This is a genomic window from Mesorhizobium sp. C416B (assembly GCF_030323165.1).
Lineage (GTDB): Bacteria > Pseudomonadota > Alphaproteobacteria > Rhizobiales > Rhizobiaceae > Mesorhizobium.
This window is the reverse complement of record NZ_CP100471.1, coordinates 747,083-769,060: the sequence shown is the minus strand read 5'-3', so window position 1 is coordinate 769,060 and position 21,978 is coordinate 747,083. Positions and strand designations below refer to the sequence as shown.

24 protein-coding genes and 1 tRNA gene are annotated in these 21,978 nt (G+C 62.4%); 10 read left to right on the top strand and 15 right to left on the bottom strand.

Annotated elements, in window-relative coordinates; all coding sequences use genetic code 11:
• The first annotated feature begins 5 nt into the window (after positions 1 to 5).
• The 4 genes from NLY43_RS03940 to NLY43_RS03925 all read left to right on the top strand — a co-directional run bounded on the left by NLY43_RS03940 (position 6) and on the right by NLY43_RS03925 (position 2,469).
• A complete protein-coding gene (locus tag NLY43_RS03940; RefSeq protein ID WP_023711538.1) occupies positions 6 to 977 on the top strand; it encodes a beta-ketoacyl-ACP synthase III in 972 nt (323 codons plus the stop codon).
• Between the two features lie 104 nt (positions 978 to 1,081).
• Positions 1,082 to 1,405, top strand: coding sequence for an integration host factor subunit alpha (locus NLY43_RS03935; RefSeq protein ID WP_006201891.1), 324 nt, complete (start codon positions 1,082 to 1,084; stop codon positions 1,403 to 1,405).
• Between the two features lie 134 nt (positions 1,406 to 1,539).
• Positions 1,540 to 2,082: a MerR family transcriptional regulator gene (locus NLY43_RS03930; protein WP_023669374.1), complete on the top strand. Its 543-nt coding sequence runs from the start codon at positions 1,540 to 1,542 to the stop codon at positions 2,080 to 2,082.
• An 84-nt stretch (positions 2,083 to 2,166) separates the two neighbouring features.
• Complete coding sequence (locus NLY43_RS03925; RefSeq protein ID WP_023669375.1) at positions 2,167 to 2,469, top strand: hypothetical protein; 303 nt, start codon at positions 2,167 to 2,169, stop codon at positions 2,467 to 2,469.
• A 73-nt stretch (positions 2,470 to 2,542) separates the two neighbouring features.
• Here NLY43_RS03925 and NLY43_RS03920 read toward each other — a convergent pair whose 3' ends face one another.
• Entirely contained in the window at positions 2,543 to 2,812 is a 270-nt protein-coding gene (locus NLY43_RS03920) for a hypothetical protein (protein ID WP_023700538.1), read from the bottom strand.
• 412 nt (positions 2,813 to 3,224) lie between these two features.
• Here NLY43_RS03920 and NLY43_RS03915 point away from each other — a divergent pair, with 412 nt between their 5' ends.
• On the top strand, positions 3,225 to 3,428 hold the full coding sequence (locus NLY43_RS03915) for a hypothetical protein (RefSeq protein WP_023697438.1): 204 nt from the start codon (positions 3,225 to 3,227) through the stop codon (positions 3,426 to 3,428).
• A gap of 233 nt (positions 3,429 to 3,661) precedes the next feature.
• On the opposite strand, the gene NLY43_RS03910 is transcribed toward NLY43_RS03915, so the two are convergent.
• Entirely contained in the window at positions 3,662 to 3,856 is a 195-nt protein-coding gene (locus tag NLY43_RS03910) for a hypothetical protein (protein WP_032996888.1), read from the bottom strand.
• 161 nt (positions 3,857 to 4,017) lie between these two features.
• Positions 4,018 to 4,632: a hypothetical protein gene (locus NLY43_RS03905; protein WP_023700536.1), complete on the bottom strand. Its 615-nt coding sequence runs from the start codon at positions 4,630 to 4,632 to the stop codon at positions 4,018 to 4,020.
• A 296-nt stretch (positions 4,633 to 4,928) separates the two neighbouring features.
• Between NLY43_RS03905 and NLY43_RS03900 the strand changes: the two genes are divergently transcribed.
• Positions 4,929 to 5,222, top strand: coding sequence for a helix-turn-helix domain-containing protein (locus NLY43_RS03900; RefSeq protein ID WP_023682373.1), 294 nt, complete (start codon positions 4,929 to 4,931; stop codon positions 5,220 to 5,222).
• 77 nt (positions 5,223 to 5,299) lie between these two features.
• On the opposite strand, the gene NLY43_RS03895 is transcribed toward NLY43_RS03900, so the two are convergent.
• Complete coding sequence (locus NLY43_RS03895) at positions 5,300 to 5,752, bottom strand: cupin domain-containing protein (RefSeq protein WP_023700535.1); 453 nt, start codon at positions 5,750 to 5,752, stop codon at positions 5,300 to 5,302.
• Positions 5,753 to 5,994: 242 nt separating this feature from the next.
• Here NLY43_RS03895 and NLY43_RS03890 point away from each other — a divergent pair, with 242 nt between their 5' ends.
• Positions 5,995 to 6,456, top strand: a complete 462-nt coding sequence (locus NLY43_RS03890) for a YbaK/EbsC family protein (protein WP_023700534.1) — start codon at positions 5,995 to 5,997, stop codon at positions 6,454 to 6,456.
• Between the two features lie 51 nt (positions 6,457 to 6,507).
• Here the strand turns inward: NLY43_RS03890 and NLY43_RS03885 are convergent.
• A tRNA-Pro gene (locus NLY43_RS03885) sits at positions 6,508 to 6,584 on the bottom strand.
• Positions 6,585 to 6,728: 144 nt separating this feature from the next.
• Here NLY43_RS03885 and NLY43_RS03880 point away from each other — a divergent pair.
• Positions 6,729 to 7,697: a glycosyltransferase family 8 protein gene (locus tag NLY43_RS03880; protein ID WP_023713507.1), complete on the top strand. Its 969-nt coding sequence runs from the start codon at positions 6,729 to 6,731 to the stop codon at positions 7,695 to 7,697.
• Positions 7,698 to 7,748: 51 nt separating this feature from the next.
• Complete coding sequence (locus NLY43_RS03875) at positions 7,749 to 8,732, top strand: glycosyltransferase family 8 protein (protein WP_023700532.1); 984 nt, start codon at positions 7,749 to 7,751, stop codon at positions 8,730 to 8,732.
• 63 nt (positions 8,733 to 8,795) lie between these two features.
• Here the strand turns inward: NLY43_RS03875 and NLY43_RS03870 are convergent, their stop codons facing one another.
• The 4 genes from NLY43_RS03870 to NLY43_RS03855 form a co-directional block, all read right to left on the bottom strand.
• Positions 8,796 to 10,037 (bottom strand): O-antigen ligase family protein, encoded by a 1,242-nt coding sequence (locus tag NLY43_RS03870; RefSeq protein WP_023711535.1) that lies wholly within the window; start codon positions 10,035 to 10,037, stop codon positions 8,796 to 8,798.
• Positions 10,034 to 11,569: an undecaprenyl-phosphate glucose phosphotransferase gene (locus tag NLY43_RS03865; RefSeq protein ID WP_023711534.1), complete on the bottom strand. Its 1,536-nt coding sequence runs from the start codon at positions 11,567 to 11,569 to the stop codon at positions 10,034 to 10,036. Before NLY43_RS03865 ends, NLY43_RS03870 begins: the two co-directional genes overlap by 4 nt.
• Before the next feature lie 86 nt (positions 11,570 to 11,655).
• Positions 11,656 to 12,786 (bottom strand): glycosyltransferase, encoded by a 1,131-nt coding sequence (locus NLY43_RS03860; RefSeq protein ID WP_023711533.1) that lies wholly within the window; start codon positions 12,784 to 12,786, stop codon positions 11,656 to 11,658.
• Positions 12,787 to 12,793: 7 nt separating this feature from the next.
• Complete coding sequence (locus tag NLY43_RS03855; RefSeq protein WP_023669390.1) at positions 12,794 to 13,357, bottom strand: polysaccharide biosynthesis/export family protein; 564 nt, start codon at positions 13,355 to 13,357, stop codon at positions 12,794 to 12,796.
• A gap of 265 nt (positions 13,358 to 13,622) precedes the next feature.
• Between NLY43_RS03855 and NLY43_RS03850 the strand changes: the two genes are divergently transcribed.
• Complete coding sequence (locus NLY43_RS03850; RefSeq protein WP_023711532.1) at positions 13,623 to 15,833, top strand: GumC family protein; 2,211 nt, start codon at positions 13,623 to 13,625, stop codon at positions 15,831 to 15,833.
• A 98-nt stretch (positions 15,834 to 15,931) separates the two neighbouring features.
• Here NLY43_RS03850 and NLY43_RS03845 read toward each other — a convergent pair whose 3' ends face one another.
• From NLY43_RS03845 to NLY43_RS03820, 6 genes are all read right to left on the bottom strand, one after another.
• The gene (locus tag NLY43_RS03845) at positions 15,932 to 16,768 is read right to left on the bottom strand and encodes a GNAT family N-acetyltransferase (protein WP_023669392.1); all 837 of its coding nucleotides are present in this window, start codon (positions 16,766 to 16,768) and stop codon (positions 15,932 to 15,934) included.
• 5 nt (positions 16,769 to 16,773) lie between these two features.
• Positions 16,774 to 17,520, bottom strand: coding sequence for an aspartate/glutamate racemase family protein (locus tag NLY43_RS03840; RefSeq protein WP_023669393.1), 747 nt, complete (start codon positions 17,518 to 17,520; stop codon positions 16,774 to 16,776).
• 2 nt (positions 17,521 to 17,522) lie between these two features.
• Positions 17,523 to 18,341, bottom strand: coding sequence for an ABC transporter permease (locus NLY43_RS03835; RefSeq protein WP_023669394.1), 819 nt, complete (start codon positions 18,339 to 18,341; stop codon positions 17,523 to 17,525).
• A 1-nt stretch (position 18,342) separates the two neighbouring features.
• The gene (locus NLY43_RS03830) at positions 18,343 to 19,254 is read right to left on the bottom strand and encodes an ABC transporter permease (protein ID WP_023700525.1); all 912 of its coding nucleotides are present in this window, start codon (positions 19,252 to 19,254) and stop codon (positions 18,343 to 18,345) included.
• Between the two features lie 237 nt (positions 19,255 to 19,491).
• The gene (locus tag NLY43_RS03825) at positions 19,492 to 20,781 is read right to left on the bottom strand and encodes an ABC transporter substrate-binding protein (RefSeq protein ID WP_023700524.1); all 1,290 of its coding nucleotides are present in this window, start codon (positions 20,779 to 20,781) and stop codon (positions 19,492 to 19,494) included.
• A 34-nt stretch (positions 20,782 to 20,815) separates the two neighbouring features.
• On the bottom strand, positions 20,816 to 21,916 hold the full coding sequence (locus tag NLY43_RS03820) for an ABC transporter ATP-binding protein (protein WP_023689478.1): 1,101 nt from the start codon (positions 21,914 to 21,916) through the stop codon (positions 20,816 to 20,818).
• Between the last annotated feature and the right edge of the window lie 62 nt (positions 21,917 to 21,978).

The window sequence follows — 21,978 nt, the reverse complement described above, 5'->3', positions numbered from 1 at the left end:
GAGCTTTGATCAGATCAGTCGTGCGCGGCACCGGTGCTGCGCTGCCCCGCCGCATCATGAAGAATGCCGATTTCGAAGGCATGGTCGAGACCTCGGACGAGTGGATCGCCCAGCGCACCGGCATCCGCCAGCGCCATATCGCCGCCGATGACGAGACGACGGCATCCCTGGGCGAGGCGGCGGCGCGCGCAGCGCTCGACAATGCTGGTCTTAAGCCTGCCGACATCGACCTGATCGTGCTGGCGACCTCGACGCCCAACAACACCTTTCCGGCGACCGCCGTCGAGATCCAGAACCGGCTCGGCATGCATCACGGCTTTGCCTTCGACCTGCAGGCGGTGTGCTCGGGCTTCGTCTATGCGGTGACCACCGCCGACCTCTACATCAGAGGCGGCCTCGCCAAGCGCGTGCTGGTGATCGGCGCGGAGACCTTTTCGCGCATCCTCGACTGGAGCGACCGCTCGACCTGCGTCTTGTTCGGCGACGGCGCCGGCGCGCTGGTGCTGGAAGCGGATGAGGGCACCGGCGGCATTGCCGACCGTGGCGTGCTGGCGATGAGCCTGCGCTCCGACGGCGCCCACAAGGACAAGCTTTTCGTCGATGGCGGTCCCTCGACCACCGGCACGGTCGGCCATCTCAGGATGGAAGGCCGCGAGGTGTTCAAGCACGCCGTCGGCATGATCACCGACGTTATCGAGGCGACGTTTTCGCAGGCCGGCATAACCGCCGACGACCTCGACTGGTTCGTGCCGCATCAGGCCAATAAACGCATTATTGACGCTTCGGCCAAGAAGCTCGGGATTGCTGAGCAAAAGGTGGTGGTCACCGTCGATTTGCACGGTAACACCTCGGCTGCTTCCGTGCCGCTGGCGCTTTCGGTGGCTGTCGCCGACGGTCGCATCAAGAAGGGTGATCTCGTGCTCCTGGAAGCGATGGGCGGCGGCTTCACCTGGGGCGCGGTTCTCGTTCGCTGGTAAGTGCCGAACGGTCCGGTTTCGGTCCTTGACCTTGCCGGATCAATTACTTAGGCTCTGCCTTTACCTGTATCGATTTATGGTTTTTGAACTGATGGGACGGTCGCATGGGGGGAAAGACACTTACGCGCGCCGACCTTGCCGAAGCTGTTTACCGTAAGGTCGGCTTGTCACGCACTGAATCGGCAGAACTCGTCGAAGCGGTGCTGGACGAAATCTGTGAAGCCATCGTACGCGGCGAGACGGTGAAGCTGTCGTCCTTCGCCACCTTCCACGTCCGTTCCAAGAACGAACGCATCGGCCGCAATCCCAAGACCGGCGAGGAAGTGCCGATCCTGCCGCGCCGGGTGATGACCTTCAAGTCGTCGAACGTGCTGAAAAGCCGTATCCTGCGCTCGCACCAGAACAGCAAGGCCAAGGGCGGCAAATAGGTTCTGCCGCAGGCTTCGGTTGAAAACGCCGGGCCGTTTTGACGCCGGGCTTGAATATTGTTTCATAAACCGCTGAAATGATACCCGATTCGGCAGACTGGGCCGGATCGCCGTCCAGCGTGAGGATTTCGCCCATGGACAAGAGCCCCGACGCTTTCCGCACCATCAGCGAGGTCGCGGAGGATCTCGATCTGCCGCAGCACGTGCTGCGCTTCTGGGAAACCCGTTTCAACCAGATCAAGCCGATGAAGCGCGGCGGCGGCCGCCGCTACTACCGGCCGCAGGATGTCGAACTGATCAAGGGCATCCGCCACATGCTCTACGACCAGGGTTACACGATCAAGGGCGTGCAGAAACTGCTGCGCGAGAACGGCAACCATTTCCTGGTCGCCATCGGCAATGGCGACATGGCTGCCGTCGAAGCGATCTCGCAGCGCAGGCAGGCCGATCAGGTGCCGCTGACGCCAGCCGCCCAGCCGCGCGGCATGGATGACGAGATGCTGGTCGGTCAGCCCAAGGTAAAACCCAGCCGCCGCTTTTTCGGCCTGGGCAAGACCGAGGAGGAAGGTCCGGTCCAGCCCGGCGCATCGAAACTGTCGCGCGACAACCGGGCCTTGCTGCAGGAGGCGCTGTTTGACCTCCTGGAGTGCAAGCGCCTGCTCGACCAGGTGCGCTAACCTTTCCGCTGTCTCGGGCAAGCAGACCGGAACCGGTTCTGCGGCCATGCGTTTGGCCTTCTCTCAAAAAGAAGGAAAACAATCATGGTATCGCTTTCGACCCTCTCCGATCTCGATCTCGAAAAGCAGGTCGCGACCCTTTCCAAAGAGCTCGCCGCGTTGCGCAAAGTCGTGGCCAAACGCGGCGGTGCTTACTACGAGGACGGGCGCGATGCCGCTTCGGACTATTATGGGCAGCTTGCCGACCTTGTCAGCGATGCGTTGCCGGCGATCAGGAAGCAGGGCAGGGCGATCGAAAAGACGGCGCGCGATCGTCCGGCAACAGCCGCTGCTGTTGGGTTGGTCGTGGTCGGCCTTCTCGCCAGCCTGTTGCTCAGCCGGCGCTAAAACAATTCACGAAAACAAAAAGAAAATGGCGGCCGTCCCGCGGACGACCGCCATTTCCCTGATCTGCGGCCGATTACTTGGCGAGCTTGATCTTGGCCTGCGGCGAAACCTGCGCGGTCTGGCTGCACTTGCCATAGACAGTGCCATTCTTGTCCGTGGCGTCGGTATAGGTGCCTTTGCACTCGATCGAGAGCACCAGGCAATGACCGGAGCCCTTGCAAACCGCGCCGCCGTCGCCCGTGGGATGCGTGCCGTTGGCGAAAGCCGAGGTCGGAACGGAAGCCGAACCGAAGGCCGAGACCATGAGGGCCGCGGCGAGCGTGATGCGCTTGAAGTTGGTCATTTGAGCATTTCCTTCTCTGGATCGAGGATCGCCACCATGGCGTCCTTCTGTGTTGGGATCGCCTTCTCGGCGTCCATGCCGGTTAGTGCGGCCTCCAAAGCAAAGGTTCATGCGTGGTTCGAATTTTCTTCGCCTTTTTTTGCGACGTCGATTTTTAGCCTTCGCCAACGGACGGCGCCTGGCGGGGCGGGCATCGATCATGCATTTCGCGTGAAGGGCGCTGACGTAGCAGCGCGGCATCCCATGCGAAGGTCACACGGTGGCGTGCCCAAATGGCCAGCCAAGACCGAGTCCGCCCCCAGCTCTTGTCAGGTGGCGGCAGCAGTCATTGCCGCCACTTGGCACCGCGCTTTCTGCCACTCCCGGCTGCGACTATAACGCCAGTCCAAAGGTACCGGCGGAGGAGACGGGCGTGGTCGCAAATTACATCGACGAGTTCATCATGTTCTGCGCTGGGTTGTGGATGACAGGCGTTGGTTTTGGGCTGCTCCAAAGTCCTTTTCAGGCCCAGCAAGGTCAGCAGCCATGGTGGCTGCAGGTCGCGAAGCATTTCAAATGGATGGGGCCGCTTTTGATTTTGATCGCAATAGTGCTCGCGTTCGCGGCGCCGTCCTAGCGGGTTCCGACGGCATTGAGAGACCCGGGGTGTCCTGCAGCTGGCTACCGCTGTGTTGTCGGCCTTGCGCCTGATACGTTCGTTGGGTGCGCTGTGGTTGCTCGCATTCTGGCGCATGGGCGCCATCGAATCCTGCCTTCAGCTTTTCCACGTGTCGCCTGGCAAAAATCAACGGGAAGGCGGCCTTGACGAGGACTCCAGGGCCAGCCTTCCCGTTGGGCAAGTCGGCCGTGTCAGGCCTTCTTGGCCTCCACCTTGTGGTGGTGGCGGTGGTGATGGTGATGGCGGTGATGCTTGTTGTGATGATGATGATGGTGGTGATGCTTCTTGTGCAGCGGTGCTGCGTCGGCGCTGCTGGCGCCGATGAGGGGCAGAGAGACAGCCAGGGCAAAAGCCAGCCCGAGAGCCGACAGGAGGGACTTCTTCATGACTTCGTTTCCTTTTCTGCGCGGGCTGAATTTGGCCGTCACCGAGCAAGATCGGTGCCGGTGAACCCCGCAGTCATGACTATCGCCTCCGAACTTTTCGACAGTTTTTCCGGACTGTAGAATTTTGTTTCTGGATTGTGTCTGGCGGCTTCGTCGGCAACTTACATCGGCGGAATGACGCCGTTGGTGCCGACAACGACCCGGCCCGCGGTCAGCTTGCCGTCGCTGCCGCGCTCGGCGTTGACGAACACCACAGCGCCAGGCTTGAGGTCGGCGGGCGTCGCCGGCGCGAAGGTCACCACCGGCGTCGTCTGCGGGATCGCGATCTGCTTTTTCTGGCCATTGTCGTAGGTCAGCGTCACCGTGCGACCTGCAATCTCGGTGACATCGGCGACCGTGCCGTTGGTCATCCGGCTGTTGGGCTCGAGATCCCACGGGCGGTCGCCTTCGCCGGCGCCCTTCAGCGCGGCCGGGAAGATCACCACCTCAAGCGCGCCGCTGCCGCCATCGGCCTTCGAAACAGAGGCAATGCCGAGGAAATCGCCTTGCTTGATATCCCCGGCATCCGCCTTGGCGACGCCGGAAATCTTCCACCCTTCAGCCAGCGCGATGGCGTCGGTAGCGCCTTCGCGGGTCTTCACCGTCAGCGTCGCTCCGGCAAAGGCGGTCACCGTGCCGCGAATGCGCACGGCCTCGGCGGCTTGCGACGCGACCATGCTCGCGCCGGCGAGGCCTGAAATCGTGGCGAGCACGATGGCTGATGTCTTGAATGTCATGGATCTGATCCTCTTGGGAAAAGCTGGCCCGATGCGGCTGCCAGCAACATCAGGCTAACGCGCGAGCGGCGCAAAACCCCTGAACACTTCGGCGTGCGGCCCTTCAAAAGAACTTGATTGGGAGATCGGGGCGGAGATCCTATATGTGCCCTGGCGCCTGCGGTTTTGACGCCGGTTCACGATGCTGTGACGGTCGGTTTGGGCCTTGGCAAATCGCCGTCAAGCGGGCATTGTCCCGGCTCTCAGGCAACACCCTATCATTTGATCCAAAACTCTTTAGCCCCATGGAGTTGCCAATGCCCCAAACTGCAAAACACGAACCCTTCTCCAGGCTGGCGGCCGATGTTGCGGCCGATGTAGCGCTTGAGCACCCCGGCCTCAAAGCCATCCGGGAGACAAAGGGATACAGTATTGAAGAGCTTTCCCTGACCTGCGGTCTGTCGACCAGCGAGATTGCCGACATAGAGAGCGGCAAGGACACCGATCCGACAAAACTTCGCCGGATCGCCGCAGCATTGCAATTGCCGGAAACGGCCCTGATCGATGCCCCGGCGCCCACGGCGCCTGTGGAAAACCGGTCCGTTTCATAAACAACGGCCAAGCGTCGTTCAACAAGCCCGCCATGGTTTGCCCTGGCGGGCTTGTTGCATTCGCCCAACGGCGAATGTCACTTCTTGCTCGGATCGTCCGCCGGGTTGACGTAGGTGATCGCGAACGGCCCCTCGCCATGAACCTGGACGATCGTAGCGCTTGTCGTCCAGGCGTAATGGTTCATTCCCTGTGGGGCTACGCCGAAGCCGCCGGCGGTCAGTTCGATGCCTTTGGTCTCGTCGAGCTTGTCGCCCATGCCGATATGAAAATTGCCGGAAATCACCGTCACATATTCCGAGGTGGGATGGTTGTGCGCGGCAATCCTGTAGCCGGCCGGCAGCTTCAACCGCAGCACGTAGATGCCATCCTTCGAGGGGTCCCCGGCGATGACAGCCATGTCCGCGCCGGCGGGCAGGACAGCAGGAGCAGGGCCCCATTCGATGGCGTCCGCGTTTATCGGCATGTCGTCGGCAAGCAGCGGCGCCGTCCCGACAAGCAGCAGCGCCAGAGCCGAGGCGAGCTTGAGCATGATGATCTCTCCGGTTGGTCGTGGGAGCACAGCATCAGCGCCGGCCCCATTGCGACCTACCAAGGCAGCAGCCCGAACACATCTCCCGCGCGGGGGATGCGCCTTCCATTGCCGACATGCGGCGCGACCCGCCCGGCCTGGTACCGCTGCAGCCGTCGAGGGGGCGGGGAGGTTGCCGCCGACCGAGCGTGAAGCTATCCAGTGTGAACGCTAACCGCATTTTCGAATGGGACAATGCCGAGATGAGCCTTGAATCCGTGCGCGCCTTCCTGGCTGCCCATGCGCCCGATGTCGAAGTGCTCGTCACCGAAGCGAGTTCGGCGACGGTGGCGCTGGCGGCTGAGGCGCATGGCGTGGAGCCGGCGCAGATCGCCAAGACCATCTGCCTGCGCGTTGGCGGTGAGACCATGCTGATCGTGGCCGGCGGCACGTCTAGGCTCGACAACCGCAAATTCAAGGACCGTTTCGGCGGCAAGCCGCGCATGCTTGACGCCGACGAGGTTGTCGCGATTACTAGCCATCCCGTCGGCGGCGTCTGCCCATTCGGCCTGCCGGCGCCGCTGCCGGTCTATTGCGACGTCTCGCTGCGCGCCTTCGATGAAGTCGTGCCCGCGGCCGGCGCCACCAACGCCGCGGTGCGGCTGAGCCCTGAGCGCATGGCACAGATTGTCGGCGCCGAATGGGTCGATGTGTGCCAAGGATGAATGTTGGTGATTTGAGAAGCAGGACCTTTGGGGGCAAGTCCTGTCTAAAAATGGTCGGAGTGGCCGGATTCGAACCGACGACCCCTTGACCCCCAGTCAAGTGCGCTACCGGGCTGCGCTACACTCCGGACCGCGCAAAGCCATATATTTTCAAGGGTTATGGTGCAAGCGCTAAAACGGCGCGCCGGACCTGAAAGTCGCCAGGCATTCGGCCTTGTCGCCGCAACGGCAAGGCGATATGGCTCGCCCAATATCGATACGAAGGATTGCGTGTGGCAAATTCCTGTTTTTTTCTGGCGGCCGACGCCAAGTATTTTCCGTATGCATGCTTGGCGGCGCGCAGAATTCTGGATGTTTCGGGAGACGCAACGCCAGGCTTCATCCTGCATTTCGGCGCACGTGATGCCGATATGCGTGTTGCTGAACGCCTGCTGAAGAATCGCCTCCGCATAATGGACGTATCGGCGCTTTTTGCGGACGCCGGCCATACTTTCCGGCCAAGCAATGTCGGCACCTTTGTTCGGCTCTTCGCCGACCAACTGCCTCAGTTCGCGGACTATGACCGCATCGCCCATGTCGATTGTGATGTCCTGTTCAATCGAGATATCGGCGACCTGGTGGGCCAGACACTTCATGCTCCGTTGCTGGCCGCTCACGATGATTACATGTATTTCCGCCCGGGCTATCGGGACAAACTGTCGATGCAGCCGGGGGCGCCTTATTTCAACGCCGGCATCATCGTCTTCAACATGCCGCCGGTGCGTCAACAGGGACTTTTGCACCGCGCCAGGGATGTCGCCGTTGCCGGGCAGATGAACGATCAGAACGCGCTGAACATCGTCTTCGAGGGTAAGTGGCAGACGATGCACCCGAACTGGAATTTGATGTCCAACGATACGAAGGAATTCCGCTTCGCCCAAGCCTATGCGCGGCATTTCGCCGGCGGCAAGCCATGGGGGAGCCAGGTCGACGTGGAGCCCGAGGCGCTTGCCGTCTGGCGCGATCTGGCAAGGGATACGCCGTGGCTTGAGCCCTTCCGGCAGCGTATTCCCTTCGAGCGGGGCGTCATGAGGCGGTTCGCCCGCAGGTTCGACGGCATGATGGGGATGTTGCCGAACAAGGATCGGTATCGGCGGCGAGCACGGTATGACGGCAGCAAGGTGCATAAGATATATGCCGAGCATGCTGACGCCGGGGCGATGGCTGTGCAGTTTCCGGAAGTACTCGGCGGATTCGACTGAGAGCCGAAACGAGCACTGACGGCTGAGGAATCAGGCAGCGGGTGGTGTGACATGTCGCAAAAATCGTGTTTCTTTTTCGCCGCAGACCAGAAATTCTTCCCCTTTGCCTGTCTGGCGGCACGCCGCGCGCTGGACGTCTCCGCCCCCGTCGACGGCTTTATTCTGCACACCGGTATTATTCCCGCCGAAGACCGGGCTATCGGCGAGCGCTTGCTCGGGGGGAGGATCGGCATCATCGACGTAACGAAGTTCATGGAGGCGACGAACTTCAATCGTGGAACGCATCCCACGCTTGCGACCTACATCAGGCTGTTCGCCGATCAATTGCCTCAATTCGAGCCATACGACCGCATCGCCTATTCCGACGCCGATGTGCTTTTCAACCGATCGATAGAAGACCTCTGCAACACCCCGCTCAACGCTCCGCTGCTGGCCGCACACGACGAGCAGACCTATTTCGACGCAAAGTATCGACAGCATTTGCCGATGCAGCCAGGGGCGCCGAAGTTCAATGCCGGCGTGCTGGTGTTCAACATGCCGCTGGTCAGGCAGGAGGGGCTTCTGGAGCGTACCCGGCAGTTGGCCTCCGAGCAGGTTTACGGAATGGATCAAGGTGCGTTGAACGTGGCTTTCGAGGGCAGGTGGCAGACGATGCACCCGTTCTGGAACGTGATGACCAACTACACCAGCCAGATCCCTTTCACCCGCTGCTACGCCCGCCACTTCGCCTGGGGCAAACCTTGGGACCGTCCACCCATCGGGGTCGAGGTCGAGGCCATGGCGATCTATCGCGATCTGGCGAAAGGCACGCCCTGGGCCGGCCGTTTCAGCAGCAACTGGCCGGTCAAGAGAGGCATATTGAAAAACCTCGGCCGCAAGTTCGACGCCATCAGCGGGATTTTGCTGAACGACGAGAAGCGCAAGCGACGGGCGCGGTTCGACGCCGAAAAGGTCAGCGCTATCTTCGCCGATCACGCCGACAAATCGATGCTGGCAGTGCAATACCCCGAGCGGGTTGCCGGCATCGCGAGATAGAGGAAATCCCGACAATCCGTCAGCAGGGCGGGGTCTTCCGAACTCGGCGGCGTTTCCGTCGGTTTAGCTTGCCGCCACCGCCCGCAACCCGCGCTGATGCCTGTATTCCAGCGCGATCGCGCCCCAGATCAGGCCGAGCAGCAGGTAGACATGGCGCCAGTGGTCGATGTCGATGAAGGTGCCGAGCCCGATATTGCCGATGAAAGCGACGTAGGCGCAGAGCAGATAGGGCTGCCATGGCCGGTCGCGCAAAAGGATGCGGAAGCCGGCCGCGATCGTCCACAGCGTCAGCGACAGGAACGAGACGAAGCCGAGCCAGCCATAATCCATCAGCGTCTTCAGCCAGATGTCGTGCGTGTCTTCGCCGAAAATGGTGCCGAATACCAGCGGGCCGATGCCGAGCGGATGTTCGAGCGCCATCTCGAAGCCGATCGTGTAGCGGGCAAAGCGGCCAAGGCGCGCCGTGTCGTAGCTCTGTTCGAGCTGGGCGCGGCTGGAAAACATCTCGCCGACGCCGGGCAGCTGCAGGATGACGATCATGGCGACCACCAGCAGGGTGACGGCGGCAATGCTCATGATGATGACGCGCAGCCGGAACTTGCCGCTGTTGCTTTGCAGGAACAGGGCGCCGGTGAGCAGGATGGCCGAGACGGCGAACATGCCCCAGGCGCCGCGCGAGAAGGAGAAGAAAATGCCGGCGGTGATGATCAGCAGCGGCACCGCCAGAAGCGGCATGCGCGTGATCGAGCCGGTCAACAGGAGATAGAGCAGATAGATGCCGGGCAGCACCAGGAATGGTCCGAACACGTTCGGATCCTGGAAGGCGCCCTGGGCGCGGTCGTATCTGGTGAAGATTTCAGCGCCGGGGAAAGCGTGGAAATAGCCGGCAATGCCGAGCAGCGAGGTCACCACCGCGGAGACGACATAGGCGATGAAGATCAGCCGGTAGAGGCCGGGCTGCACCGCCGTCACCGACGAGAAGAACACCGCGGTGAACGCAAGAAACAGCGAGACGGCGAGATAGAGCGGTGTGTTGGCGAGATCGGCCATCTGCGTCATGGCAATCATGCCGCCGATGTTCATCGTGATCAGCAGCACGAGCAGCGGCACGGCGGCGCGCGATATGCGCAGGCCAAACAGCACCCACACCCCGATCAGCCCGACCATGAAAAGATCGTAGGGCGCCGGCTCGTCGATGACGAAGCCTGACAGGAAGACGCCGAAAAACACCGCGCCCGACGATATCAGCGCGATCAGCTTGGCATTGACCGCAGCCTGCGGCAAATCATGGGAAATCGCGCTCAATAGGCGTTTTCCGTATTGAGCAGCCGCAGCGGCGTCATGAGCAGGATGCGCAGATCGAACAGCATCGACCAGTTCTCGATGTAATAGAGGTCGTATTCCGTGCGCATGCGGATCTTCTCATTGGTGTCCATCTCGCCGCGCCAGCCATTGATCTGTGCCCAGCCGGTGACGCCGGGCTTGACCTTGTGGCGGGCGAAATAGCCGTCGACCACCTCATTGTAGAGAAGGTTGTGCGACTGCGCGGCAATCGCATGCGGGCGCGGGCCAACCAGTGACAGCGTGCCGAACAGCGAGTTGAAGAACTGCGGCAGCTCGTCGATCGAGCTCTTGCGGATGAAGCGGCCGACGCGGGTGACGCGCGGATCGTTCTTGGTCACCGTCTGCTTGGCGGTCGGGTCCGACCGGTCGGTATACATGGAGCGGAATTTGTAGACTTCGACGATCTCGTTGTTGAAGCCGTGCCGCTTCTGCTTGAACAGCACCGGACCCTTGCTGTCGAGCTTGATGGCGATGGCCGTCGCCAGCATCACCGGTGAGAACAGGACAATGCCGATCAGCGAGAAGACGATGTCGAAGGCGCGCTTGGCGACCGAATCCCAGTCGTTGATCGGCCTGTCGAAGATATCGAGCATCGGCACCGAGCCGATGTAGGAATAGGCGCGCGGGCGAAACTGCAAAGCGTTCGAATGCGCCGAGAGCCGGATGTCGACCGGCAGCACCCAGAGCTTCTTCAGCAGCTGCAGCACGCGCGTTTCGGCAGTCAGCGGCAGCGACACGATCAGCATGTCGATGCGCGCGATGCGAGCGAATTCCATCAGCTCCGAAATGGTGCCGAGCTTGGGATAGCCGGCCACGATCGGCGGCGAGCGCTTGTCGCCGCGGTCATCGAAGATGCCGCAGATGCGGATGTCGTTGTCTGGCTGCTTCTCGACCGAGCGGATCAGCATCTCGGCCGCCTTGCCGCCGCCGACGATGACGGCGCGGCGTTCCATGCGGCCGTTGCGCGCCCAGCGCCGGATCAGCTTCGACATCACCAGCCTGAGGCCGAACAGCAGAAGCAGGCCGACGACAAACCAGGTGCCGAACAGCAGACGCGAATAATCCTCCGACATTTTCATGATGAAGGCCGTCAACGCCATCAGCGCGAAGGTGCCGGCCCAGACCATCAGCACGCGGCCGAGATTGGAGATCGGTCGCATCAAGGCGGAGATCTGGTAGCAATCGCTGACGTCGAGCAGCACCACGGCCACGAATGACGCCGCGGCAATGGTCAGCGGATATTGCCAGGCGAGATAGTTGAAGAAGCCGACAAAGTGGAAGTAGAGCGCGAGCCCCGACAGGAACAGCAAGCCGAATTCGACGATGCGCAATACGCCGCTGACCATGACCGGCGACATCGTATCGCGCCGGTATTGCGAGGCGACCTGGCGGGCAACACTGTTCATGCCGCCGGGCGTGGGGCTCTCGGCAGGACTGTCGAATTTGCGCACCGCATCGGCCGAAAAGCGGCGCGTGGGGTCGGTCTCGTTCATCGGGTTTCCCACAAGCTTCCGCGATGACGATAGCAGAAAGAGAGCTAAAAAAACCTTGAGAACAACTTGTGGTTTTGGACGGTCGTCTATCTGTTGAGCGCGGCGAAATAGGCCTTTTCGATTTCGGCGGCCATCACATCGGCGCCGAATCGCGCCCTGAGCCTGGCGGTGTTGGGCATGACGCGCCGGTAGGCGTCGAGATCGCGCAGCGCTTCACCCACCTTGTCGCCGAGTTGGCGCGGATCGGGACGGATCAGGGCAGGGGATCCCTCACCGAAGATTTCGGGAATGCCGCCGACGGCCGTGGCGATCATCGGCCTGCCGGCGGCCAGCGTCTCCAGCACGATATAGGGCATGGCTTCCGCGCGCGACGGCACAACCACGAGGTCGGCCAGTGCAAAGGCCTCCCTGGCTGGCATAGGCGGCAAGAAGCGGACCTGTTTTCCGAGGCCCAGCCGTTTCACCTGCGCATGGTAGCGCGGCAGGTCGTCGCCATCGCCGACCATGACCGCGGTCAAGCGGCGCTCAAGCTGGGACCCGGCCAGCACCAGCGCGTCGATGAAAATGTCAGGCCCTTTGAGGTCGCGCATCATGCCGATGTAGAGCAGGTCGGCCGCGTCGGGCTGTGCGACCACCGGTTCGAACTCGGCGGCGCGCAGGCCGTTATAGACCAGCGTGTTCGGGATAGGCGGTTCGCCGACCTTCCTGCGATAGGTGCGCCGCTCATAGTCGGAGACGAACAGCAGGCAGTCGGTGAAGCGCGCCATGAAGCGCTCGAGCGCGAAGAACAGCTTCCCGGTCGTCGTCGTTTCATCATAGTGGAGGGAGCCGCCATGCGGCGAATAGAGGCGGGCTACGCGAGACCTAGATACCCGCAACAATGAGCCGAACAGACGGGCATAGGCGCCACCTTTGGCGCCATGTCCGTGCAACACGTCCGGCTGCAATTCCTTGATGATCCTGTAAGTGCGCCAGGCCGAGGCGAAGTCGCCCGGCCCGACATGGCGCTGCATCGGCGTGCGATGGATGCCGAGCGCCAGGCTGTCCTTCATCTGGTCGAACAGGCGTTCCTCGTGTTCGCCGCCGGTGGTCGAATCGCAGACGATGCCGACAACATGTCCGGCGGCGAGCTGGGCCTCCGTCAGGTCGCGCACATGCCGGAAGATCCCGCCGACGGGTGAGCGAAAGCAGTGGACGATCCTGAGCTGGTCCGCCACGTTGATGTCAGAACAGGCGTTCGCGAACGTAGACCGTGTCGCCCGGCAGCAGCGGATCGGAGGTAACCACCCGGCCTGTCATCACCTTGCCGTTGATGTCGCGGGTGATGTCGACGCTTTCCTGGTTGGCGCGCGGCGAGAAACCGCCGGCAATCGCGATGGCCTTCTGCACGGTGAGGCCCGGCACGTAGGAATACTGGCCGGCGGCGCCCACTTCGCCCATGACGAAGATCGGCCGGTAGCGATCGATCTCGACCGACACGTCGGGGTCGCGCAGATAGCCTTGGCGCAGTTTGTCGGCGAGCGCTTTTTCCAGCTGCTGGGCCGTGTGGCCGCGCGCCGGCACCGCGCCGACCAGCGGGAAGGACATGTAGCCGGACTGATCGACACTGTAGGTGTTGGTCAGACCGTCCTGTTCGAACACGGTGACGCGGACACGGTCGCCGGCGCCGAGCCGATAGGGCTGGTCGAGTACCTCGTGGAAGGCCGCCGGCGTCGGCCGGTAGCTGGAGCAGCCGGCGAGCATCGACACGGCCAGCAGAGCGCGAAACAGACCAGCAGCGCTTTTCATGATCGGACACACACCTTCGTCGCTATGGCCGCCAGGACACGGCGGCAAACCTTAAGGATCTGGGTTCGTTATCATCCTGTTAGGGTTAATGGCCGGTAAAGGGACGCGGCCGATTTGGCGCCAATCGACAAAAAGCCGTATAGTTTTGCTGGCTTTGTTTACCGGATGTCAGCAAACCCTAACAGCTGCTTACCGCGATCTTAACGGCTGAGTTACCATAGTTGTTTACGCTACCATCTAGCCTCATGTTCCGGAGCAGGAATGCATGTCCGACCAGTCCGCGGCCGCAGATGTCGATGTCGACCTGAGACAGCTCTTCGCCAGCCTGGCGCGGAACTGGCTGCGCATTCTTGTGATCACGCTTCTCGTCACTGGTCTCGCCTTCGCGTTCGCGTGGCTTGCCACGCCGCATTACAAGGCGACGACGCAGCTGAAAATCCAGTTGAGCGAATCGGCCTATACGCGGCCTGCCGGTACCAATGAAGACGACAAACCTGTGCTCGATGCGGAAGGTGTAGCAACCGAGGTTCAGGTCATTTCCTCGTCCGACATTCTCAATAAGGTGGCTGGCAATCTGCATCTGGGCGACAAGCCCGAGTTCAACGATGCGCTCGGCATGTCGCCGGTAGCCCGACTTCTTGTCATTGCCGGACTGAAAAGTGATCCGGCAGAGATTCCGCTCGAAGAGCGCGTGCTGACTAAAATGCGCGACAAGCTAAACGTCTATGGCGTGGAGAAGACGCGTGCCATCGCCGTCGAATTTTCCTCGGAAGACCGCCAGCTTGCCGCCGATATTCCGAATGCCATCGCCAAGGCCTACATGGCCTATCAGGCGGATGCCAAGACCACGTCGAACGCGGCCGCGACCGCCTTCCTCGGGCCGGAGATCGAGGAGCTGCAGAAGCAGGTCAGGGATGCAGAGGCCAAGGTCGCGGCCTTCCGCTCCGCTCAGTCGGACCTGTTGATGGCTGGCAACAATTCGGTGCTGGCGACCCAGCAATTGTCCGAACTATCGAGCGAGCTGTCGCGTGTGCGCGCCAGCCGCGCCTCGGCTGAGGCAACGGCCGAAAGGGTGCGCCAGGCTTTGCAGAATGGCGGTTCGCTGGACGCTGTACCCGAAGTGCTGTCTTCCGATCTGATCCAGCGGCTGCGTGAGCGTCAGATCGAGCTCAGAACCAACATCGCCGATCTTTCCACCACCTTGCTCGACAACCATCCCCGCCTGCGGGCGATGAGGTCGCAGCTTGCCGATCTCGACGGCCAGATCCGCAACGAAGCGCAAAAAATCATGCGCGGGTTGCTGACGCAGGCGCAGACCGCCCAGGCGCGCGAAAACCAGCTGATATCCGACGTCAACAAGCTGAAAGCGGCGTCGTCGCGCGCCGGCGAGGAGCAGGTCCAGCTGGATGCGCTGCAGCGTGAGGCGAACGTCCGGCGCCAGCAGCTTGAATCCTATATGGCGAGCTTCCGCGAAGTGTCCTCGCGCAAGAATTACCTGCCGGTCGATGCCAGCGTGTTTTCCGAGGCGCGCGTGCCGTCGGAACCCTATTTCCCCAAGCTCGTGCCGATCGTCGGCGCCGCCTTAGTCGGCTCGCTGCTGCTGATGTCGGTCATCACGCTGCTGCAGGAGCTGTTTTCCGGCCGCGCCATGCGTCCGGCCCCAGGGGCGCGCTTCGAGCGTATCGAGCAGGTTGCGATGTCGGCAATGTCGGCGCCGGTCGTCCACCCGGAACCGGCTCCTGAGGTCGTGGAAGTGGACGATCAGCCGACGACCGTGGAGTCTGAACTGGTGCCAGAGCCCGAGCCGGCTCCTTCAGTGCTGGAAGGAGCAGCGGCTGCCGGTTCCGAACCGCAAGCCGAACCTGTCCGCTCCAGCCTTGGCGAGATCGATGTCGAGAAGGCGGCGGAAAAGCTGATCGCCAGCGGTGCTGCGCGCGCCATCTTCGTGTCGCCCGAAGGCGATGAGGCGGCTGCATCGGCAGTGCTGGTAGCGCGCGAAGTCTCCGACGCTGGCCTGCGCGTGCTGCTGCTCGATCTCACGGCGTCAGGTGCCGCCTCGCGGCCGATGCTGGACAGCGGACTTTTCCCCGGCATCACCAATCTGCTGGCTTCGGAAGCGCAGTTCAGCGACGTCATCCACGCCGACCTCTATTCGGACTGCCATGTCGTTCCCGTCGGCACCGCCGATCCGGTTCGCGCCATGCGCGCCGCCGACCGGCTGCCGATCATCATGCAGTCGCTGACCACCGCCTATGATCTGGTCATCGTCGAATGCGGACCGGCCGATGCGCAAGGCATCAGCCGACTGGTCGGCGACAGCACCGAGGTCTTCATGTCCATGCTGCAGGCGGACGATGAGGTGGCGCAGGCCGCCGTCGAGCTGATCGAAAGCGGCTATCCCGACCTCACTCTGGTGACGCCGATCGGCCACGAGACGCCGGGTAACCCCGTGCCGGGACGACGTAGCGCCGCCTGAGACATCAGACAATTCGACTTAGGCGGCGCTACTACGGATCGGCTCGTCCATCGCCCGCCGGCTCCCGAAAAACCAAGCCTGTCAGTCGGCGCCGGGATCTACCCCAACTCCAGGGTCGTCACGCCAAATATTCGGCGCGAGTCGACCTTCGGAGGCGGGCCCTTGTACATGCGCGTGGTGGTGAAGGTCGGCCTGAAACCAATTGCTGAAAGCGCCGTGGTGAAATCGAAATTTTCGGCAGGAACGTCGATATGCAGGTCGCCACCTTCGCATGCGGCAGCCAGACTGCCCATGAGCTGCATCGCCGTCTCGGTGTCGTCGGCAAACAGCGGGCCGATCTTGTAACCCGAACGGCAGGGACGAGCCACGGCGTAGCCTATGGTGCCGAGTGAACTGATCGCGGCGAACCCGCAATGCGGCGGCTGCGCCCAGCGGTGCAGGAAGGCTCGTCGAGGCGCGGGGAAACAGCGGGCGTCATAGACGATGATGTCGGGCACGAGTTGCGTGGTTATCATGCGCACCCCTTCGCTTCGGACGGGCGGGGTCGCGATACGGCCGCTGAAGCGGATGGTTTCGTACGCCGAGCTGAATCCCGTGCGGCGATAATTCGCCAGCTGCGCGGCGACCCCGTCGAGGCCGACCGTTCGGCCGGCCAGCCTGGCCATGCCCGCATTCCAGACTGCTTTGCCATGGCCTTTGCCGCGCATGTCTGGTCGGCAGATGTAGAGACCGATGAAACCGAAGTTGCCGCCATAGGCGACAGCCGAGATGGCGGCGGTCATCTCGTTGTCGACAAAAGCGCCGATGAACCCTTCAGGATCGGTTGGCCGGAACGCCGCGGCATCGTCAAGGCCAGGGTTCCAGCCTTCAGCCGCCGCCCAGTCGATGAGAACGGTCAGTTCCGGCGGAGACAATGCGCGGACGGTAGGCTTCATAGCGTTCACTCCGCGGCGACCACCCCCGGCGAGAAGGATTTCAGCACGCCGCGATAGGGCTTGGCCAGCGGACTGGCATAGGAGCCGCGCTTCGAGGTCGACAGGCCCAATGCGATCAGCGCCTCGGCCTGTTTGAGGGCGGCGCCGACGCCGTCGATGACGGGCAGGTCGAACTCTTGCTGCAACCGGTGTGCCAGGTCGGCCATGCCGGCGCAGCCGAGCACGATGGCCTCGGCGCGGTCTTCCGCTATGGCGCGGGCGATCTCGGCGCGCAGTTTCTCGACAGCGCCGGAAGCAGCGTCTTCAAGCGAGAGTACGGGAATGTCGGCGGCGCGCACGCGGGCACGCCCGGCCATGCCATAGCGCTGCACCAGCCCCTCGACAGGGACACGCGAGCGTTCGGTGGTCGTCACCACTGTGAAGCGCTGGGCAATGTAGGAGGCGACACTGAGTGCGGCCTCGCAGATGCCGATGACCGGAATGGAGGCCATGGCGCGTGCCGCATCCAGGCCGGTATCGTCGAAGCAGGCGATGATGGCGGCCTGAGCCCCGGCACGTTCGCCGGCGGCGATCTCCATCAAAAGGCCGGGCACGGCCAATGCCTCGTCATAATAGCCCTCGATCGAGGCCGGGCCCATCGAGGAGGTGACCGCGATCACCTCGGTCCCGGCGCCGGCAACGCCGCGCGCCGCCGCCGCGATCGTCTCGGTCATGCTCGCCGTCGTGTTGGGGTTCACCACCAGTATCTGCACAATCAAACCCTGGCCCGCCTGCGGCCAACATAGAGGATGGCGCCCAGTGTGGCCAGGATCACCAGGAAGGAGAACACGGTGGTCACCGTGCCCAGCGCGTAGAGCACCGGCGTCGTGACATTGGTGGTCATGCCGTAGATCTCGAGCGGCAGCGTGTTGAAGGTGCCCGACGTCATCAGCGTGCGGGCGAACTCGTCATAGGACAGCGTGAAGCCGAACAGGCCGACGCCGATCAGGCTCGGCGCGATCATCGGCAGCACGACATGGGCGAAGGTCTGCCAGGAGTTGGCGCCCAGGTCACGCGCGGCTTCCTCATAGGCGGGCGAGAAGCGGTTGAAGACGGCGAACATGATGAGCACGCCGAAGGGCAAGGTCCAGGTCAGGTGCGCGCCGAAGGCCGATGTGTACCAGGCTGGGCGGAAGCCGACCTGCTGGAAGACGACGCCGATGCCGAGCGAAATGATGATCGAGGGTACTACGAGGCTGGCGACCGCCAGGTAGAACAAAGCGGTGGCGCCACGAAATTTTTGCCGGAAAGCGAGCCCCGCCAGCAGCGACACGACGACGGTGACGATCATCACCATAAGGCCGAGCACGAGCGAGCGCTTGAAGCTGCCGCCGAAATCGCCGACCGCCTGGCGCTCGAACAGATTGGCGAACCAGTGCAGCGACACGCCATTGAGCGGGAAGGTGAGGCCGCCGGTCTCGCCTTGGAAAGAAAGGATCAGGATCGCCGACAGCGGGCCGTAGAGGAACAGCACGAACAGAGTGAAGAAGACCGCAAGCACATAGAATTCGAGGGTGCGTTTTTCGTGGCTCACCTCAAAGCTCCTTGCGGATGTCGACGATGCGCAGGATGCCCGCGACCATCAACAGTACCAACACCAGCAACACCACGGCATTGGCGGCGGCTGCGGGATACTGCAGCAGCGACATCTGGTTCTTCATCATCAGTGCGACCGACGCGCTCTGGCCGCCCGACATCACCTGCACAGTGGAGAAATCGGCCATCACCAGCGTGACGACGAAGATGGTGCCGATCGCCATGCCGGGCTTGGCCAGCGGGATGACGACGTTCCACAAGACCTGCCAGCCGGACGCGCCGGCATCGCGCGCGGCCTCGACCAGCGAGCGGTCGATGCGCATCAACGTGTTGAAGATCGGCGTTACCATGAACAGCGTGTAGAGATGCACCATGGCCAGCACCACGGCGAATTCCGAATAGAGCAGCCATTCGATGGGTTTTGGCACCAGCCCCAATTGCACCAGCGTCGAGTTGATCAACCCGTTGCGGCCAAGCACCGGGATCCACGAGATCATGCGGATGATGTTGGAGGTCAGGAACGGCACCGTGCAGACAAGGAACAGCACCATCTGCATGGCGGTGGTGCGGATATGGAAGGCGAGGAAATAGGCGACCCAGAAGCCGATGAACAAGGTCAGAGCCCAGACGATGGCAGCGAATTTGATGGTGTTGAGATAGGTCTTCCAGGTGACCCATGATCCCAGCACGTCGGAATAGTTCGTCGTCAGGAAATCCGGATACATGGCGGCGAAGTCGTAGTCCCAGAAGGAGACGACGACGATCATGATGATTGGCAAGAGCAGGAACGCACCGAGGATGAGCGCCAGCGGCGCCGATTGGAGGTAGGGCGTGACGGCACTGATGGAGAAGCGGCGGTGTCTGGCGGGCTTGGCTGCTGCGATGGCGGGGCTTTCGAGCGCGACTGTCATTGGGAAAATCCTCCGTGTGATCGCGATGACTTGCGATCCTTCGCGCCCCCCTCTGTCCTGCCGGACATCTCCCCCACGAGCGGGGAGATCGAACTCTCATAACGGCCTTCGCCAAACTCCAACGTTGCTAACGAAGAGCCGGCCATGACGCTGCCAATCTCCCCCCAAGTGGGGGAGATGTCCGGCAGGACAGAGGGGGGCGCGAAGGATCGCAACATCACAGTGAACGCGTCCGCTCTACGCCGCGATGAACTCGTTCCAGCGCTTCACCATGTAGCGGTCCTCGTCCATGACCGAGTTCCAGCAGGCGACTTTGCCCATACGCTCTTCGAACGAGCCGCCGTCGCGCACGGCGCCGGCCTTTTCCATGACGGTGCCGTCCGGCGCCTTGATCTCGCCCTTGGCCGGCTTGCCTTCGATCCAGTAGCCCCATTCGTCCTCGGACATGAACTTCTTGGCCGAGACCATATTGGCGGAATAGTAGCCCTGGCGGTTGAGATAGCCGCCGACCCAGCCCGACGTATACCAGTTGATGTATTCGTAGGCCGCGTCGAGCTCGGCGCCTTTCAGATGGGCGGCAAGTCCAAGGCCGCCGCCCCATGAACGATAGCCTTCCTTGAGCGGCTGGAAGCGGCAGGCGATGCCCTTGGAGCGGACGGCGGCGACGGCCGGCGACCACATCGACTGGATGACCACCTCGCCCGATGCCATCAGGTTGACGCTCTCGTCGAACGACTTCCAGAAGGCGCGGAACTGGCCGGCCTGCTTGGCCTTGATGAGGAAGTCGATCGTCTTGTCGATCTCTTCCTTGGTCATGTTGCCCTTGTCAGCATATTCGATGCTGCCTGTGGCCTCCATGATCATGGCCGCATCCATGATGCCGATGGACGGGATGTTGAGGATCGCGGTCTTGCCCTTGAAGGCCGGGTCCATGATGTCGGCCCAGGTGGTGATGTCGCGGCCGACGAGGTCGGGCCGGATGCCTAGCGTATCGGCGTTGTAGATCGTCGGCACCATGGTGAACCACTTGGTCGGCGCCTTGGCGAAGGTCTTTGAGTCCTGCGCTTCGACATAGCCGACCGTGTGCGGCGCGGTGCCCTGGGCAATGATGCTGTCGGGCGTCAGCTTGCCGGTTTTGAACAACGGCACCAGTTCGTCGTAGTATTTCAGCTTACTGACATCCATCGGCTGCAGCACGCCGCTCGGGAACACCTTCTTGCAGATCCAGTATTCGATGTCGGCGATGTCATAGCTGTCGGGCTGGGTCACGGCGCGCTGGGCGGCCGCGTCCGAATCGGTCGCCGTCATTTCCAGCGTGATGCCGAGGTCGGCCTTGCACTTGTCGGCGATCGCGTTCAGGTTCGACACGCCGGTGCCGAACTGGCGCAGCGTGATGTTGGACTGCGCCCAGATGGTCGGGAAGCCTGTAATGGCGCCCGAGCCTGCGGCGAGGCCGACGGCGGCCGCACCTGTCTTGAGCAACGAACGGCGCGAAATTCCGGTCTTTGTTTCTACTGTTTTTGTCATTCCTATTCCCCTGTTTTGTTTTGCTTCGTTGAATTCATGAATGAAGGCGGCCGAGGACGATGGCGTCCTCGGAATCCCAGGCGAGCGGTACGGCGTCGCCAAGGGCGACGGGTTTGGCGAAGAAGTCGGAATCGTCGATGATAACGGTGAAATCGTCGATGCCGCCGCCGGTGACCGACAGCTTCACCGTGGCGCCGCGATATTCGATGTTGGAGACGATGCCGGTGAAGCCGAGGCCGGGAGAGGGTGCTTCGCCGATGCGCACATGGTCGGTGCGGATGGCGATGTCGATCGGCGTGCCCACCTCCTGGCCCGCCTCCCGGCCTTGCCCGCGGGCGGCGAGCGAGGCGCCACCATTGACGTCGAAGACGACCATGCCGTCGCGCGCGCCGGTAACCCGGCCGGAGATGACATTGTGGTCACCCATGAAGCGCGCGACGAAGGCGGTGGCCGGCCTTTCGAACACATCTCGCGGCGGCGCCGCCTGTTCGATGCGGCCGTCATTCATCACCACGATCAGGTCCGCCAAGGCCATGGCCTCTTCCTGGCTGTGGGTGACGTGGACGAAAGTGATGCCAAGCGAGGTCTGCAATTTCTTCAGCTCGGCGCGCATGCGTATCTTCAGGAACGGGTCGAGTGCCGACAGCGGCTCGTCGAGCAGCAGCGCCTCGGGATCGGTGATCAGAGCGCGGGCGAGTGCAACACGCTGCTGCTGGCCGCCGGAAAGCTGCGCCGGCCGGCGCGTCGCATAGGCCTCCATCTGCATCAGCTTGAGCATGTCGAGCGCCTTGGCACGGCGCTGCTCCTTGTCGACGCCCTTCATCTTCAGGCTGAAGGCGACATTGTCGACAAGGTCGAGATGCGGAAACAGCGCATAGGACTGGAACATCATCGCCGTGCCACGCTTTGCCGGCGGCAGGTCGGTGACGACAATGTTGCCGAGGCGGACATCGCCCGACGAAATGCTTTCGTGGCCGGCGATCATGCGCAGCGTCGAGGTCTTGCCGCAGCCGGAGGGGCCAAGCAGGCAGCAATAGGTGCCTGCCGGTATTTTCAGGCTGATGGCCTCGACGGCAGTCGTCGTTCCGTACACTTTCGAAACGGAGACGATGTCGATCTCGGCGGCTTTGGACATTCAGGCTTCCCCGTTTGGTCGCATTAACCAATGCATTATGCGTGCCAATCGGCGGCAATCGG

Bases quoted from the DNA above. Each gene is read 5' to 3' on its own strand.
- NLY43_RS03850 (WP_023711532.1), top strand. From the start codon at position 13,623: ATGTCCGACCAGTCCGCGGCCGCAGATGTCGATGTCGACCTGAGACAG.
- NLY43_RS03875 (WP_023700532.1), top strand. From the start codon at position 7,749: ATGTCGCAAAAATCGTGTTTCTTTTTCGCCGCAGACCAGAAATTCTTC.
- NLY43_RS03825 (WP_023700524.1), bottom strand. From the start codon at position 20,781: ATGACAAAAACAGTAGAAACAAAGACCGGAATTTCGCGCCGTTCGTTG.
- NLY43_RS03925 (WP_023669375.1), top strand. From the start codon at position 2,167: ATGGTATCGCTTTCGACCCTCTCCGATCTCGATCTCGAAAAGCAGGTC.
- NLY43_RS03905 (WP_023700536.1), bottom strand. From the start codon at position 4,632: ATGACATTCAAGACATCAGCCATCGTGCTCGCCACGATTTCAGGCCTC.
- NLY43_RS03900 (WP_023682373.1), top strand. From the start codon at position 4,929: ATGCCCCAAACTGCAAAACACGAACCCTTCTCCAGGCTGGCGGCCGAT.
- NLY43_RS03855 (WP_023669390.1), bottom strand. From the start codon at position 13,357: ATGAAAAGCGCTGCTGGTCTGTTTCGCGCTCTGCTGGCCGTGTCGATG.
- NLY43_RS03935 (WP_006201891.1), top strand. From the start codon at position 1,082: ATGGGGGGAAAGACACTTACGCGCGCCGACCTTGCCGAAGCTGTTTAC.
- NLY43_RS03845 (WP_023669392.1), bottom strand. From the start codon at position 16,768: ATGAAGCCTACCGTCCGCGCATTGTCTCCGCCGGAACTGACCGTTCTC.
- NLY43_RS03820 (WP_023689478.1), bottom strand. From the start codon at position 21,916: ATGTCCAAAGCCGCCGAGATCGACATCGTCTCCGTTTCGAAAGTGTAC.
- NLY43_RS03920 (WP_023700538.1), bottom strand. From the start codon at position 2,812: ATGACCAACTTCAAGCGCATCACGCTCGCCGCGGCCCTCATGGTCTCG.
- NLY43_RS03830 (WP_023700525.1), bottom strand. From the start codon at position 19,254: ATGACAGTCGCGCTCGAAAGCCCCGCCATCGCAGCAGCCAAGCCCGCC.
- NLY43_RS03910 (WP_032996888.1), bottom strand. From the start codon at position 3,856: ATGAAGAAGTCCCTCCTGTCGGCTCTCGGGCTGGCTTTTGCCCTGGCT.
- NLY43_RS03865 (WP_023711534.1), bottom strand. From the start codon at position 11,569: ATGAACGAGACCGACCCCACGCGCCGCTTTTCGGCCGATGCGGTGCGC.
- NLY43_RS03890 (WP_023700534.1), top strand. From the start codon at position 5,995: ATGAGCCTTGAATCCGTGCGCGCCTTCCTGGCTGCCCATGCGCCCGAT.
- NLY43_RS03895 (WP_023700535.1), bottom strand. From the start codon at position 5,752: ATGCTCAAGCTCGCCTCGGCTCTGGCGCTGCTGCTTGTCGGGACGGCG.
- NLY43_RS03930 (WP_023669374.1), top strand. From the start codon at position 1,540: ATGGACAAGAGCCCCGACGCTTTCCGCACCATCAGCGAGGTCGCGGAG.